The 15,782-nt window shown below is 58.7% G+C and carries 14 protein-coding genes and 1 pseudogene; 8 read left to right on the forward strand and 7 right to left on the reverse strand.

Going from position 1 to position 15,782, the window contains the following annotated elements:
* Positions 1-237 precede the first annotated feature (237 nt).
* A protein-coding gene (locus AB4N91_RS13660; RefSeq protein ID WP_460111992.1) for an IS3 family transposase occupies positions 238-1,604 on the forward strand; the annotation gives its coding sequence in 2 pieces (ribosomal slippage) (positions 238-706 and positions 706-1,604; 1,368 coding nt in all).
* A gap of 62 nt (positions 1,605-1,666) precedes the next feature.
* Here the strand turns inward: AB4N91_RS13660 and AB4N91_RS13665 are convergent.
* A complete protein-coding gene (locus AB4N91_RS13665; RefSeq protein WP_010459699.1) occupies positions 1,667-2,947 on the reverse strand; it encodes a serine/threonine transporter in 1,281 nt (426 codons plus the stop codon).
* 322 nt (positions 2,948-3,269) lie between these two features.
* Here AB4N91_RS13665 and AB4N91_RS13670 point away from each other — a divergent pair, with 322 nt between their 5' ends.
* The 5 genes from AB4N91_RS13670 (at position 3,270) to AB4N91_RS13690 (ending at position 7,510) form a co-directional block, all read left to right on the forward strand.
* Positions 3,270-3,653, forward strand: coding sequence for a tautomerase family protein (locus AB4N91_RS13670; protein WP_460112558.1), 384 nt, complete (start codon positions 3,270-3,272; stop codon positions 3,651-3,653).
* A 168-nt stretch (positions 3,654-3,821) separates the two neighbouring features.
* The gene (locus AB4N91_RS13675) at positions 3,822-4,418 is read left to right on the forward strand and encodes a TetR/AcrR family transcriptional regulator (RefSeq protein ID WP_010459695.1); all 597 of its coding nucleotides are present in this window, start codon (positions 3,822-3,824) and stop codon (positions 4,416-4,418) included.
* Positions 4,419-4,519: 101 nt separating this feature from the next.
* Complete coding sequence (locus AB4N91_RS13680; RefSeq protein ID WP_460112559.1) at positions 4,520-5,485, forward strand: 2-hydroxyacid dehydrogenase; 966 nt, start codon at positions 4,520-4,522, stop codon at positions 5,483-5,485.
* A gap of 144 nt (positions 5,486-5,629) precedes the next feature.
* Entirely contained in the window at positions 5,630-6,697 is a 1,068-nt protein-coding gene (locus AB4N91_RS13685) for a phosphotransferase family protein (protein WP_460112561.1), read from the forward strand.
* A 45-nt stretch (positions 6,698-6,742) separates the two neighbouring features.
* Complete coding sequence (locus AB4N91_RS13690; protein ID WP_010459689.1) at positions 6,743-7,510, forward strand: SDR family oxidoreductase; 768 nt, start codon at positions 6,743-6,745, stop codon at positions 7,508-7,510.
* Positions 7,511-7,572: 62 nt separating this feature from the next.
* Here AB4N91_RS13690 and AB4N91_RS13695 read toward each other — a convergent pair whose 3' ends face one another.
* On the reverse strand, positions 7,573-9,120 hold the full coding sequence (locus AB4N91_RS13695; protein WP_010459687.1) for a TerC family protein: 1,548 nt from the start codon (positions 9,118-9,120) through the stop codon (positions 7,573-7,575).
* A 42-nt stretch (positions 9,121-9,162) separates the two neighbouring features.
* On the opposite strand from AB4N91_RS13695, the gene AB4N91_RS13700 reads away from it, so the two are divergent.
* On the forward strand, positions 9,163-9,402 hold the full coding sequence (locus AB4N91_RS13700; protein WP_460112562.1) for a hypothetical protein: 240 nt from the start codon (positions 9,163-9,165) through the stop codon (positions 9,400-9,402).
* 330 nt (positions 9,403-9,732) lie between these two features.
* Positions 9,733-10,848, forward strand: coding sequence for a Gfo/Idh/MocA family protein (locus AB4N91_RS13705; RefSeq protein WP_460112563.1), 1,116 nt, complete (start codon positions 9,733-9,735; stop codon positions 10,846-10,848).
* Positions 10,849-11,323: 475 nt separating this feature from the next.
* On the opposite strand, the gene AB4N91_RS13710 is transcribed toward AB4N91_RS13705, so the two are convergent.
* The 5 genes and pseudogenes from AB4N91_RS13710 to AB4N91_RS13730 all read right to left on the reverse strand — a co-directional run bounded on the left by AB4N91_RS13710 (position 11,324) and on the right by AB4N91_RS13730 (position 15,488).
* On the reverse strand, positions 11,324-11,578 hold the full coding sequence (locus tag AB4N91_RS13710; RefSeq protein ID WP_010459680.1) for a DUF1652 domain-containing protein: 255 nt from the start codon (positions 11,576-11,578) through the stop codon (positions 11,324-11,326).
* Positions 11,579-11,773: 195 nt separating this feature from the next.
* On the reverse strand, positions 11,774-13,270 hold the full coding sequence (locus tag AB4N91_RS13715) for a helix-turn-helix transcriptional regulator (RefSeq protein ID WP_077749707.1): 1,497 nt from the start codon (positions 13,268-13,270) through the stop codon (positions 11,774-11,776).
* A gap of 128 nt (positions 13,271-13,398) precedes the next feature.
* Positions 13,399-14,832, reverse strand: coding sequence for an FAD/NAD(P)-binding protein (locus tag AB4N91_RS13720; RefSeq protein ID WP_460112564.1), 1,434 nt, complete (start codon positions 14,830-14,832; stop codon positions 13,399-13,401).
* 14 nt (positions 14,833-14,846) lie between these two features.
* A pseudogene (locus AB4N91_RS13725) lies at positions 14,847-15,234 on the reverse strand (ATP-binding cassette domain-containing protein); the annotation flags it as partial.
* Positions 15,219-15,488 carry a hypothetical protein gene (locus tag AB4N91_RS13730; RefSeq protein WP_195842077.1) on the reverse strand — a complete coding sequence of 90 codons (270 nt, stop codon included), beginning with the start codon at positions 15,486-15,488 and terminating at the stop codon, positions 15,219-15,221. The pseudogene AB4N91_RS13725 and the gene AB4N91_RS13730, both read right to left, overlap by 16 nt.
* Positions 15,489-15,782 lie beyond the last annotated feature (294 nt).

Consider the following 15,782-nt stretch of genomic DNA (forward strand, 5'->3'; position numbering starts at 1 on the left):
TCTCCAGAGAAAGGGTCAATCTGCGGCAAACGGTCTACGACGCGCTGATGCAGCCGCAAGCTTAGCCGCTAATCCCGGGGGACGGGTGCGCTGGATCAGGGGTGTGCGTTCTTCTACGCAATAAAAAACGCCGCCCATCGAAAGATGAGCAGCGTTTTTTTAGGCCTGATCGTTCCCTGATCGTTCCCCCGCCCTGGTCTGCACCCCAAAAGTTGGACACAACCGATGGGGTGTTTCATGGGAAAGTACACGGTTCAAGCGAAGCTATCAGCGGTCCAGGATTACTGCGCTGGCAAAGCGGGGCTTAGAGATGTCGCACACCGTCACGAGGTGGATTTTTCGTCGTTGCGCCAGTGGGTCGCGGCCTACCAGGTGCACGGTCCGGCCGCTCTGGAAGTAAAAAAAGTGCAGCACTATAGTGCTGAATTCAGGATGTCCGTCTTGAAGCGGATGCGCGAAGAGCAGCTTTCCTACCGCCAAGTGGCCGCGTTATTTGATATCCGGAAATTCAACATCGTCGGCGATTGGCACCGCCGCTATGATGAGGGCGGTGAAAATGCCCTGCTCAGCCAGCCCAGACGAACTGGACCTACAAAGAAAATGCCCAAACCGCCCGAATCTGCCCAGCCTCTGTTACCTGATGAGTCCCGTTCCCGGGATGAGTTGATCGCAGAACTGAATCAACTTCGGCTGGAAAATGATTACCTAAAAAAGCTCGATGCCTTGGTTCAAAAGAAACGAGCAGCGCAACAGAAAAAGCGCAAATCGTAATTGAACTGAGGCAGCGGCACTCTCTCGACGGCTTGTTGAAAATCGCTGGATTGGCGCGCAGTACCTTCTACTATCAGCAGAAAGTGCTCCAGGCGGCTGATAAGTATGCGGAGCTGAAAGCCAAGATCTGTGAGGTCTTCAACGAAGAAGAAGGCAAGTTTGGCTATCGCCGCGTGACGCTGGCAGTGCGCAATGCCGGTTTCTTGATCAACTACAAGACCGTGCAACGCCTTATGGCTGAACTTGGCCTCAGATGCCGAGTACGGGTGAAGAAATATCGCGCCTACAAAGGTGAAGTGGGGCGAGCTGCCCCCAATCTTCTGAACCGCGACTTCCAAGCATCACAACCCAATCAGAAGTGGGTAACCGACGTCACGGAGTTTAAGGTGGGAGGACAGAAGCTGTATCTATCGCCAATTCTGGACCTCTATAACGCCGAGATCATTTCCTACGATATCGCCAGACGGCCGTTGTTCAGCATGGTCGGGGCAATGCTTAGCAAAGCTTTTGCGCGACTAAAACCAGACGAAAAACCCATCTTGCACTCAGACCAAGGCTGGCAGTACAGGATGCCTATTTATGAGCAACGCCTAAAAGAGCGCTCGGTCACAGCGAGCATGTCACGCAAAGGGAACTGTTACGACAACGCGGCCATGGAAAGCTTCTTTGGCACGCTCAAATCCGAATTTTTTTACCTGAACAAATTCAGTAATCTGGACGAGCTTCAGGCCGGATTAGTGGACTACATCCACTATTACAATCACAGGCGCATCAAGCTGAGGCTGAACGGAATGAGCCCTGTGGAATACAGGACTCAATCCGTTCAGGCCTAGATCCACAATCGTCCAACTTTTGGGGTGCACACCACCCCGCGTGGGAATGATCAAAGCAGTGCTCAGGCCGTCAGCGAATAGATCAACGCCGAAATCGCCACCAACCCCACCGCCGTCACGAAGACGTTGGACGCCTGACCTCGGAAGCGCGCCATCGCCGGCACTTTGCGGATCGCGTACATCGGCATCAGGAACAGGATCGCGGCGATGATCGGGCCACCGAGGGTTTCGATCATGCCGAGAATGCTCGGGTTCAGGGTCGCGACAATCCAGCACACCACCAGCATGAACGCGGCGGTCATGCGGTCCAGGGTCTTGGGCGCCGGGCGTTTGCCGCTTTTTACGATCAAGCCTTTGAGGCCTTCGCTGGCGCCGATGTAGTGGCCCAGGAATGACTTGGAAATGGCCACGAACGCAATCAACGGCGCCGCAAAGGCAATCGTCGGGTTGCTGAAGTGGTTGGCCAGGTACGACAGGATCGACAGGTTCTGCGCCTTGGCTTCCGCCAGTTGCCCCGGCGACAGGGTCAGCACGCAGCTGAAGACGAAGAACAGTACCATCGCCACCATCAAGAGGTGGGCGCGGGAGAGGATCTGCGAACTGCGCTCTTCAGCGTGTTCGCCGTAACGACGCTTCTGGTCCACCGCGAACGCCGAAATGATCGGCGAGTGGTTGAACGAGAACACCATCACCGGAATGGCCAGCCACAGCGTGTGCAGCAGCGCCGACGGTTCAGGCAGGGTCGACGCCGTCGCCAGGATGCCACCGTTCCAGTGCGGAATCAGGAACACCGCGAGAAACAGCAGCGCCACGATGAACGGGTACACCATCAGGCTCATGGCCTTGACGATCGCCTGCTCGCCACAACGCACCACCGCCAGCAGGCCGAGGATCAGCACCAGCGACAGCACGGCGCGCGGGGGCGGCATGATGTGCAGTTGATGTTCAAGGAAACTGCCCACGGTGTTGGTCAGGGCCACGCTGTAGATCAGCAGGATCGGGAAGATCGCGAAGAAGTACAGCAAGGTGATCAACGCACCGGCCTTGATGCCGAAGTGTTCTTCCACCACTTCGGTGATGTCCGCGCCTTCGCGGCCGGACAACACGAAGCGGGTCAGGCCACGGTGCGCATAAAAGGTCATCGGGAATGCCAGCACCGCCAGGATCAGCAACGGCCAGAATCCTCCCAGGCCCGCGTTGATCGGCAAAAACAGGGTACCGGCTCCGATGGCCGTGCCAAACAGGCCGAGCATCCAGGTGGTGTCATGGCGATTCCAGCTAGTGAGAGTCGCTGGTGTCGCCGCTACATAGCGTTCGTCGACGCTATTGGCCTGATCATTCATCCGGTGGGATCTCCGCATTCCGGTCATTTGCTACCCGGTCAGGACGAGTCGGAAAAATCCGACGGGCAGCGCCCTGGCCGAAACAGGGGCGCGATTGTCCGGGATTAATGAACAGAAGCAAAGACTTAGCTGAGGAGTGGTTGTGCGGATCAGATCCAGACCCAGTGGGCGCGTGCCTTTGTGGCGCTCTCCTACACTTGCTCCCGTGGCGCTCTTGCATCAAATTAAATAGATGTCTTGATAAATCTATTCGGTGAAGGATTAGCGTCATGTAATCTCAAATCACCTGCTGACCGGCAGCCCTCTTTTACGGAGACCTCTCATGCCACTCGTTCGCGTCGATATAAAAAAGAACCAGGACCCGCTCTTCGCCAAGCGCATCGGCAAACTGATCTACGCTGCCATGCATGCCACCATTGGCGTCCCCGAGAACGATAACTTCCAGATCCTCGCCGAACACGACGAGAATCACTTTATCTTTGACCCCGTTTACATGGGCATCAATCGTACGGACAACCTGGTGATCATCCAGATCACCTTGCGGGAAGGCCGCACCCTCGAGCAGAAAAAACTGCTCTACAAGACCATCGCCGAAAGCCTCAACGCTGAACTGGGTGTTCGCCTGGAAGATGTCTTCATCAATCTGGTGGAAGGCAAACCCGAGAACTGGTCTTTCGGCAATGGCATCGCTCAATACGCCAACTGATTGCCGCCACGCCTGGCGTTTTACAAGGTCTCGGAGGACATCTCGCAATCGGGAAAGATAGATCCTTCGACCGGGCCGACTGTTGCCGCGAAAGTCATTCACTGACACGCGCTCGACAGTTACTTATGATGCCAGTCATCTAAACACCTTCCCTACCTGTGAGCCGCCATGCCTCGAGTCTCTCGCAAACAAGCCGAACTCAACCGCGAGATCATCGTCGAAGCCGCCACGCGACTGTTTCGCGAGCGCGGCCTGCACGGGATCAGCGTCGTCGATGTAATGGGCGCGGCCGGGTTGACCCACGGCGGGTTCTACGGTCATTTCGACTCTAAGGAAGCGCTGGCGAAAGAGGCCTGCACCCGGGCGTTCACCCAGTCGATGGAACGCTGGAAGCAGAAAATCGACGCCAACGATAACCGCGTCTCGGCCCGCACGAGCATCATCGCGCCCTACCTGTCGGCGGCCAACCGCGATAACCCGGGCGAAAGCTGCCCGGTCACGGCGTTTGCCGGCGACATGTGCCATGAAACCGCCGAAAGCGGTTTGCACCAGACCTACACCCAGGGGCTGGAAGCGTTGTTGCAGATGCTCACCCCTTTGATGGATTCGGATCAGCCCCAAGCCAATCGCCAGCAAGCCTTGGTGGATTATTCCTTGATGGTCGGCGCGCTGACCCTGGCTCGCGCCACGCGGGGGGATGAACTGTCTGATGAGATTCTCGACGCCGCCCGCCATTTTCTGACCTCCCAAGGTGAATCAGTCTGATCAACGGCGTGTGCAATCCCCGGTCGTTGCTAAACTCCTCTGGAATCAGCAATCTGAAGCAACATTCGAGATCCGACATTCAATCCCCACAGGAGCTCAGCATGCCTGCAACCGTTCTGGTACTGGTTGAAACCATCAACGATTACTTGCCGATTCTCGAACATCAGGGCTTTCACCTGATTCTGGCCCCGACGCCGGCCGAGCGCGCCGCCGCCATCTCACGGCATGGCCCGCAGATTGATGCGGTACTGACTCGCGGTCCATTGGGCTTGTACGCCGATGAAATTGCCGCCCTGCCCAACCTCAAAATCATCTGCGTGATCGGTGCCGGTTACGAACACGTCGACCTGCAAGCCGCCGCCAACCGGGACGTCACCGTCACCAATGGCGCCGGCGTCAACGCCTCTTCAGTCGCCGACCATGCCATGGCGATGTTGCTGGCGCTGGTTCGCGACATTCCCCGTTGCGACGCAGCGGTACGCCGCGGCGAGTGGCCGAAGATCATGCGCCCCTCCCTGGCCGGCAAGCGCCTGGGGATCCTCGGCCTCGGCGCGGTCGGCATGGCCATCGCCAAACGCGCCGCCGCCGGCTTCGACATGACCGTGAGTTACCACAACCGCCAGCATCGCAGCGACGTCCCCTATACCTTCTGCTCGACACCGACCGAACTGGCTCGTGCCTCGGACTTTTTGATCGTTGCCACCCCTGGCGGCCTGGGCACCAAACACCTGATCAATAAACACGTCCTTGATGCCTTGGGCCCCAAAGGGTTCGTCGTGAACATCGCCCGAGCCTCGGTGATCGCCACGGCAGACCTGGTCACTGCGCTTGAGCAACGACGCATTGCCGGTGCCGCCCTGGATGTGTTTGATGCCGAGCCTCACGTGCCGGAGGCACTCAAGGCGCTGACCAACGTGATCCTGACGCCGCATGTCGCAGGGTTGTCTCCGGAGGCTACGCAAGGCACCGTGGAGTTGGTGGGTCGTAACCTGGTGGCATTCTTCTCCGGCAGTCCCGTGTTGACGCCCATTGCCCTGCCGGCCTCACTGAGCAAGGTTGCGCCTTGAGGGTCATTCAAACAGGTGTATCAAAAGCAATGATTGCCCGGCAACACGCTCACCTATAAGGGCCGTTCGTGGTTGTGGGTGCCGGGTGCGCGCATTAGATTAGCCAATAATCGCAGGCCTCCAGAATAAGCAGAAGGGATAAGCATGGCGCTTACTGACCAGTCCACCCGTATCCGCACCGGCGAAGAACTCGATGCCAGCCTGATCGATCCGTACCTCAAGGCCCACATTCCGGGCTTGAGTGGCTTGCCTCAGATCAGCCAGTTTCCAGGCGGTGCGTCGAACCTGACCTACCTGCTGGAATACCCGGAGCAGGAGTTCGTCCTGCGTCGGCCGCCGTTTGGCCACAAAGCCAAGTCCGCACACGACATGGGCCGCGAATTTCGCATTCTCAATCAACTGCGCGACGGTTTTCCGTATTGCCCCAAGGCCTATGTGCACTGCACCGACGAATCGGTGATCGGCGCCGAGTTCTACGTGATGGAACGGGTCAACGGGATCATCCTGCGCTCGGAACTGCCACCGGAACTGGGCCTGGATTCGGCGAAAACCGAAGCCTTGTGCAAAAGCTTCATCGACAAGTTCGTTGAACTGCATCGTGTCGACTACAAGGCCTTTGGCCTGGGCGACCTGGGCAAGCCCGAAGGTTATGTGGCACGGCAAATCAAGGGCTGGAGCGATCGCTACGAAAAAGCCCTGACGCCGGACGCGCCGAAGTGGGAGGCGGTCAAGGCCTGGCTCAACGACAAGATGCCTACCGACCACCCGACCTCCAGCATCGTCCACAACGACTACCGCTTCGACAACGTGATTCTCGACCCGAACAACCCGATGCAAATCATCGGCGTGCTCGACTGGGAACTCACCACCCTCGGCGACCCGCTGATGGACCTCGGCAACACCCTCGCCTACTGGATCGAAGCCACAGACCCGGCGCCGGTGCAACTGATGCGTCGCCAGCCGAGCCACGCCCCGGGCATGCTGACCCGTCGCGAATTCGTCGATTACTACGCCCAACGCTCTGGCATCCAGATCGACAATTTCGACTTCTATTACACCTACGGCCTGTTCCGTCTGGCCGGCATCGTGCAGCAGATCTACTACCGCTTCTTCCACGGTCAGACCCAGGACAAACGCTTCGCGCAGTTCATTCACATGAACAAACTGCTGGAGCAGATGAGCCTGCAAGTCATCCAGAAATCTACGCTCTGATCGCGGCTTTAACTACATTCCGGGCCCTAATAACAAGGAAACCTCATGTCCAAGACTCACTTGTTCGACCTCGACGGCAAAATCGCCTTCGTCTCCGGCGCCAGCCGCGGTATCGGTGAGGCCATCGCCAAACTGTTGGCCCAGCAAGGCGCCCACGTCATCGTCTCGAGCCGCAAACTTGACGGCTGCCAGCACGTGGCCGACGCCATCATCGCCGCCGGCGGCAAAGCCACCGCCGTCGCGTGCCACATTGGTGAAATGGAACAGATCAGCCAGGTCTTCGCCGGCATCAAGGAACAGTTCGGGCGCCTGGACATCCTGGTCAACAACGCCGCGACCAACCCACAGTTCTGCAACGTACTGGACACCGACCTAGGCGCTTTCCAGAAGACCGTCGACGTCAACATCCGTGGCTACTTCTTCATGTCGGTCGAAGCCGGCAAACTGATGCGCGAAAACGGTGGCGGCAGCATCATCAACGTCGCGTCGATCAATGGCATCTCGCCGGGCATCTTCCAGGGCATCTACTCGGTGACCAAGGCCGCCGTGATCAACATGACCAAGGTGTTCGCCAAGGAATGCGCGCAGTTCGGCATCCGCTGCAACGCCCTGCTGCCGGGCCTGACCGACACCAAGTTTGCGTCGGCATTGGTGAAGAACGACGCGATCCTGAAGACCGCGTTGCAGCAGATCCCGCTCAAGCGCGTAGCGGATCCGAGCGAGATGGCCGGCGCGGTGCTGTACCTCGCCAGCGATGCGTCGAGCTACACGACCGGGGTTTCGTTGAATGTGGATGGCGGATTCTTGTCCTGATTCACTGCTCAGGATGAACAAAAGGCAGCCTCAGGGCTGCCTTTTGCCGAGCGGACTCCGGCTTACTTTTTACGCAATCGCACCCTCGTCACTCGTCGTTCTTCGACCTCCACAACGGTCATGCTCCACTCCTGCCAATCGAGCTTGTCGCCAATGACCGGCAGACGATCCAGCAAGCTCATGACCAACCCTGCGAGCGTCTGATAGTCATCAGTCGCTTTAGCCTGGAAGCCAATGTGTTCGCGAATCTGGCTGAGATTCAGCGCACCACTGACGAGGAAGCCTCCCTCCTCGACAACGATATTCGGGCCTTCAATTTCACTGGCATCCGGCAACTCACCCGCGATGGATTCGAGAATGTCGGTCATGGTCAAAATACCCATGAAGTCACCGAATTCGTTCACCACGAACGCGATGTGAGTCGACTCTTTGCGCATCTGTTCCAGTGCGTTGAGAATCGAGAAGTTGTCCAGCAAGTTGATGGCCTGGCGGGCAATGGTTTCCAGGTTGGGCTGGTGCCCGGCCAACAGCTCTTTGAGCAGCTCCTTCTTGTGGACGAACCCCAAAGGCTCATCAACGCGCCCACTGCGGATCAACGGCAATCGGGAGTACGGCGAGTGCATCAGCTGGGTGCGGATTTTTTCCGCAGAATCGGCCAGGTCAATATGGTCGATTTCCGCACGCGGAGTCATGACGCCGCGTATCGGGCGTTCCGCCAACTGCAGCACGCCACTGATCATGACGCGCTCCCGTCGATGGAAAACCTGCTCGGCCTCTGCACCTGACAGCATGTCAGCTATTTCCTCGCCGACTTCATCGGCCCCCAGCTTGTGGCCACCCAGCAAACGCAAAACGGCATGCGCAGTACGCTCACGCATAGGGCGATGACCTTGCACACTCTTCTTGCGGCGTGAGCGAGCCACCTGATTGAACAACTCGATCAGGATCGAGAAGCCGATCGCTGCGTAGAGATAGCCTTTCGGAATGTGGAAGCCAAGGCCCTCAGCGGTGAGGCTGAAGCCGATCATCATCAAGAAACCCAGGCAGAGCATGATGACGGTGGGGTGCCCGTTGACGAAATTGGTCAATGGCTTGCTTGCGATGATCATCAAGCCAATGGAGAAAATCACAGCGATCATCATGACCGACAAGTGCTCCACCATGCCCACGGCAGTGATCACAGCGTCCAGCGAGAAGACGGCATCCAGCACCACAATTTGCGCAACGATAGGCCAGAACATCGCATAGGCCGCATTGCCTGTGCGTTGTGTCACATGCCCTTCAAGACGCTCATGTAATTCCATGGTGGCCTTGAACAACAAGAACACACCACCGAACAGCATGATCAAATCCCGGCCCGAGAACGTCTTGTCGAAGACCTCGAACAAAGGTTCGGTCAGGGTGACCATCCAGGAGATGCTCGCGAGCAAGCCAAGACGCATCAGCAATGCAAGGGACAGCCCGATGACGCGCGCGCGATCCCGCTGCTCTGGCGGTAGCTTGTCAGCCAGGATGGCAATGAACACAAGGTTGTCGATGCCGAGCACCAGCTCCAGCACGATCAGGGTCAGCAGGCCAAGCCAGGCCGTGGGATCAGCAATCCATTCCATAGGAATTATTCAGTCTCTCGTAGAGTGGGGGCGAATGAGTGAATGGCAGAAACACACGAACGCCTGCTCGACGGAGCGGATGCGATGTTCAGGGCACAAGGCGCAAGAAAGAAAGGTTTCACCGAGCGCAGGCAAGGAAGTGAACCCTTCGAGATGGCACGGTCAGTCCTGGAGAAGGAGATCACTGAGCAACCTGCAGCCGGGATTTCGAGGTTAAGCGATATTAGAAAGCGAGACCTGCGCCGAATAGCGAAGGCCGAATGGATACAGGGTGTGGATTGAAAAAAGCGACTGGGAGGCTCCAGGAGGGTGTTCATATAGACCTGAAAGAAATGGGGGATGAGATCCTACAATGTTTCGGAGCGCCTCATACGAGACGAGTTATTTCAGAATCTGACAGAGCGGTAAAAGAGATCAGCAAGAGCGCTCCACCGAATACTCCACCAATGACTCGCCCCCTCACCTTCCAGCACCGCCTACTGAGCGCATAGCGTTGTAGCCATTTCGCTGATGCCATACACATAACGAATTATTATTCCATCAATTGCATTTTAGGAATTTATATTCCATAAATAGCGTCCCAACAACAAAAATCCCAAAAGGCCCCCAGCTATGCGCGAACTCGGTATCGGACTCATCGGCACAGGTTTCATGGGTCGCGCCCACGCCCTGGCCTTTCGCAATGTCAGCGCGGTGTTCGAGCTCCCGCTGAAGCTCAGGCTGGCGGCCCTCGCCGACGTCGATCCACATCGTGCACGGCAGTGTGCCGACGCCTGGAGTTTCGAAACCGCTCACACCGACTGGCAACAGCTGATCGATGATCCCAAGGTCAATCTGGTCGCCATCACTACGCCCAATCACCTCCACTACCCCATGGCCATGGCCGCCCTCGCGGCGGGTAAAGCGGTGTATTGCGAGAAGCCTCTGGCGGTGAATCTGCAGCAAGCCAACGCGATGCGTCAGGCCGCCAACGCCGCGGGCATCGTGACGCGGGTGGGTTACAACTATCAGCACAACCCGATGATCGGGCTGGCCAGGGAGCTGATCGACAGCGGCAAACTGGGGCAGCTCATCAGTTTTCAGGGCGAATTCAGCGAAGACTTCATGGCCGATCCTGCTTCGCCGTGGTCGTGGCGCTGCGATGCCGATCACGCGGGCGGCGCGCTGGCGGATCTGGGCAGTCATTTACTGGAGATGGCGCGCTATCTGATGGGCGATGTCGAATCAGTGTGCGCCGACGCTCAAACCGTGCACCGGCAGCGTCCTGCGACGTCAGGCAGCCAGGAGCAACGGCCCATTGCAGTCGACGATCAGGTCCACGCGCTGCTGCGGTTTGCCAACGGCGCACGCGGTACGTTCAGCAGCAGTTGGCTCAAGCATGGCTACAAGAACCATCTGAGCTTCGAGATCAGCGGCACTGAAGGCACGCTGGCGTTCGACCAGGAGCGCTTGAACGAGCTGCGGCTGTATCGCGCCGGCCAGGACGGTTTCCAGCGCTTGCTCGCCGGACCGAACCTGCCGGGTTACGCGGCGTTCAGCCCGGCGGCGGGTCATCAGCTGGGATACAACGAACTCAAGACGCTAGAGGTACATGACCTGGTGATGGCCCTGGCCGGCCTTTCCCAGGGAGGGACTGACTTTGAGCAAGCGTGGGAAGTGGAACGTCTGGCGACGGCAATCCGGTTGGCGGCAAGCGAGTCACGCTGGGTCAGGATCGAGGATGTCTGAGGTTCAGGCCCCCAGGTGTAGGCACCCGTGAGGGTGCCGGATCATTGCGCATTCAACACATGAGGAAAGCAACGAAGCAGTCAGACCTACTGAGTGACGCAACGGGTCACTTTCGTTTGCCGGGTCACTTCCTCGGTCACTCTTGCATCGCCCATCACATCCGTTTGTTCAGTGGTTTCGCAGGTGCGCTGCGGAACAGGCGGTGGTGCGGCGGGCGGTGGAGGTGGCGGACTGGCGCAACCGCTGAGCATCGCTACACAAAAGGCGAGCGACAGGGGCGAAAAAGCACGTTTCCCAAGACTGTTCATAGGCTGTCCCGCGATAAGTCATCGACACTTTCCGCGACCCGACACCCCTACCGCGTAGCCGCGGATTGGTCACAGAAAATAATACCCTCGCATTTCTTATAGCCTAGCCCGCCGCCAATGCCAGTCAATAAGGCACTTAACTCGTTTTCAACACTGAAAAACGACAGCTACGAAACCGAGTCCTGCCTCTGATGCAAATTGTTGCTTTCGAGCTCGTAACGCAGCTCCTCAATCAACGAAGCGACCGCTTCCGGCGTTCTGAGGTGAGCGACACTCAGCCCACTGACCACCAGATCCACCTGCCCCGACGCGGGGTGATACAGCTTCACCGTCACCGAGTTGTCCCCCGACACGCTGCAATCGCAAGCCAGCGGGGAAAAGTGCTGTTCCAGTTGCGCACGCAATTGCGCCAGATAAATCATTGCGATTCACCCATGGGCCGGCTGACTCCGTCGACTGAAAACTGGTTGAATTGGCCGAGCATACGACTGTTCCTTAAGCTGTTTCGTAGAGGACGCGATACCGACCAAAGGCCCGTTTCGCACCCTGACAGGTTAGGAACTGCTGCACCCCGCCAGAACCTCCATTTGCACTGCCTCGCCTAGTGCATTTGCACCTTAACGCTGGCCTTTGGGCCGCCACTCACTGGAGAACAAACCTCGCTCCCGCGCCCACACAATTGCTTCGCTGCGACTGTGCACATCCAGCTTGGAATACACCGTCGACACGTGGTTGCGCACAGTGTTGGGCGCCAGTTTCAGGCGTGCCGCGATTTCCTTGTCCGCCAGGCCTTCGCAGATCAGGCCGAGCACATCGCGCTCGCGGGCGGTCAGGTCGGTGAAGGACACGCTGGGTAACTGCGGCGAGTTAATGTTCTTCACGTTGGCGAGTTTTTCGATCAACGTACGGGTGAACCAGGAAGCGTCTTTCATCACTTCTTCGATCGCCGCCACCAGTTCCAGCTCGGTACGTTTGCGTTCGGTGATGTTCATCAACACCAGCAGGTAGCAAGGGTTGTCCTGAATGTTCACGGTGTCGGCCGACACCGTGCAGTCAATCACGCTCGAGTCTTTCCTGCGGATTCTGACATCGACCCGATCCAGGCTTCCCGCCTTCTCCAGCGCCGCGAACAGCCGTGTGCGCGCGCCCTTGTCATCGATAAAGTCGAGTTCGGCAACGGTTTTTCCGAGCACTTCTTCACTGGGGTACGCGAGGGTATCCAGGAAGGCTTCGTTGACGTCGATCACCACCTGATCCTGTGCACCACAGACCAGCGTCGGCACCGGCGTCAGGCGAAACGCCTTGGCGAACCGCTCCTCGCTCTGGCGCAGGGCAACCTCGGCCTTGTGCCGCGGCTCCATGTCGACGAAGGAAAACAGCATGCAGTCCTCCTCGTTGAACTCCAGCGGTTGACCGGCGACGATCACCTGCTTGCTGCCGCCTTCAGGCAGTTTCAGCTCAGCCTGCATCTGCGGGATCGTGGCGTGCTCGCGCAGACGCTCGATGGCCAGGTCCCTGTTTTCGGCGCCGTCCAGAATGTCCAGCTCATAGGTCGAAGTCCCGATCACCTGATCGCGGGCATAGCCGGTCATTTCCAGGAAGCCCGAATTGACTTTGATGTAACGCAAATCGCTGAGACGACAGATCACCGCCGGTGCCGGGTTCGCATTGAACGTCTTTTCGAAACGCTGCTCGGCGCTCGCCCATTCCGTGACATCGTCCATGATCAACACCAGCGACTCCGCCTCGCCGGCGCTGTCGGCGAGGACCATGCTGCGCACGTTATGAACCCACATGCGTTCCTCATCGTCGACCGGCGTCACCTCAACCAGCACATCGGCGAAGGTCTCGCCCTTGGCGACGCGGCTGATCGGGTAGTTCTCTGGCGGCACCGGGTGATTATTGCGATAGCGCAAGGCGAAGCGCTTGGCGTACTCCTTGGCATTGGCGCCCAACTCGCCGATCTGACTGACGCCATGCATGGCCAGCGCGGCTTCATTGGCCCACACAATGGTCTGGTCGAGTTCCAGCAAAATCACCCCATCGGACAAACCGGCGATGATTTGCTGCAACTGACGGCGATTGGCTTCGGTGGTCAGGACGTCCTGGCTCATTGGATCTCCACGGGTGCAGCGGCGCAGTGATGCGCCGCTCTGTGAAGTTTACGACCGCAGCAGGATGGGATAGTGCAAAGCACCTGAAGTTGCACTGACTGTGCAGCCGAACGCAAGCTCGACAGCGGCTACAGCGACCGGGCCAGCCGGTCGGCGAGGGCTTTGGCCTGACTGGCGACGTCGGTGACGGCCGTGCTTTCCCACCACATGCCGCGCAACGGCGGGCCCATGGCGAACAGCCGTTGGGCCACCTGTCCATCGGCGTCCAGCACGGCGCCATCAACCGCCGCCGCAATCCCCAACGCCAATGGCCCCGGGCGAATCAGCCCGCGCGCCAGCAGTTGTTGCGGCAGCGGTCGGGCCACCCGACGCCAGTCGTATTCGATGCCGCTGGAATTGATCAACGCTGCGCCGCTGACCACCGTGGTTTCAACCTCGCCACGACGGCGGATGCGGATGCTCACCCGCCCCTCGACCGTCGATTCCAGCCCTTTGAACGACGCCGCCTGGATCCGCAACCGCCCTTCCTTGTGCAGCCGCGCCACCAACTCGGCACTCAACGGTGGCGAGCGGTGGTGATGACTTTCCCACCAGGGCCGCACATGCCGCACAAACTGTCGGCGCTGCACGTCCGTCGCCTGATTCCACAACCGGCCGATGTGCGCCCGCACGGTATCGAGCGGCGCCTGCCAGTCGATGCCTTGAGCGATGGCGTCCCGGCAATGCCGGCGCAGTTCGCGCACCAGCTGTCGAGGCGTGCGAATGCTCTGATCCTCAGCGAGAAAATCCACCCAGGCCGGCGGCTGCCGGCGCACGTGCGGCAGCAAGCCGTGCCGGGAAAACACTTCGATCGGGCCACGATGCCCGGCCTGCTCCAACGACACGACGGCATCGACCATGGTCAGGCCCGAACCGATGATCAACACCGTCGACTGCGGGTCCAGCCGGCGCATGGCCGCGACATCCCACGGATCCAGCGCCGCAGCGTTCAAACCGCTGGATTCGGTCTGCGGGGTGCGCGCAGCGGGAAACATCCCCGTGGCCAGCACCGCGTAAGCGCCTTGCAAGCGCTGCCCATTACTCAAGGTCAGCCATACCGAATCATCCCCGGTTTGCAGATCGACCACCTCGGCCCGCACGTGCTCGACCGTCGAACCGTCCACCGCCCCCACCGCCTGCGCTTGCGCCAAGCGCTGCTGCACGTACACCCCGAACAGGCCCCGGGGCGGGAACAGCTCACTGATCGGCACATGCTGCTCATCGGACTCCGGCCAGCCACCGGCCGCGATGTGTTCGGTAAGCCATTGGGTCAGGTCGTCAGCGTTGTCCGGGTCAACGCTCATGCGCGCAGCGTTGCCGTTGAGCGTATGGCCCAGCTCGACCACGCTGTACGCCTCGCCCCGCCCGAGTTCCGCGCGCGGCTCGATCACCAGCACCGAACGCTTGCCAGGCAATCGCAACAGCTGCGCCGCCAGCATCGCGCCGCTGAGGCCGCCGCCGACGATCAGGATGTCCGCGTGGCGGATGGCGTCGGTCGCCTGTGCGCGCTGGGTTTGAGTCATGGCGTTCTCACTGGTCAATGTTTACCTGAATGTAAATCGGGCAGGTCGCCCCGCGCCAGCAACGACTCGGCCGGTATCGAGAACGTAGGCCGTCGATGCGTAGTTGAGTGCCACGTTAATGTTTTGCTCGGCAATCAGAAAGCTCACCTGCTCGGCACGATTGAGTTGCGCGACGATCTCGACAATCTCCTGGACGATAATAGGCGCCAAATCCATGGAGGGTTCATCAAGCAGTACCAAAGTAGGACGCGTCTTCAGCGCCCGGCCGATGGCGACCATCTGCTGCTCGCCGCCGGACGTCAGCCCGGCCTGGGTCTTGCGCTTGGTTTTCAAACGCGGAAACCAGTCGTAGATGCGCTCCAGATCATGGGCCATGTCCTGACGGTTCAAGCGCCGGACAAACCGCTGTCGTGATAGAAGCGAATACGTGTTTCGAAAGCCCTGGCGTTTTCGCTTTTGGATTCGGGGAAGAATTTGCCGAAACAGTAGCCCTGCAGGGCTTTGCCGAAGTCATAGCGCTTCTGATCCTCGTCGGCGAATTCGTCGAGTTCAACAATCGGTAGATGCCGCTCGCGATCACGCACGCTGGCTTCAATGGCAAAGCGTGCAGAGAGCTTGTGAACGATGGCGACGGACTCGGCGTCCAAGCGGAACATGGGCGGCGTGGGAGGGTTGGGCTGGGGTTGTCATGGTCGACTACGGGGTTTCCAGTGGACTCCCCAAAACCTATTGCAGAAATCACGCCCAAATTGAATCTGCGCAAATTCAGACGATTACCGAACGTAATGTCAGAGAGTTCTTGTAAAAAAGATACAAACTGTTCGGCTATTGTTGATCAGCAGACAGTAGGTAAATAAACAACAGCGAAACAAGAAAACCGACCCAAAAATTCAACACAAATCAGTTACCGGATCGGTTAATACATATCAAACCAACGACATGCCGAGTTC

This window comes from Pseudomonas sp. H3_D04 (assembly GCF_054669175.1).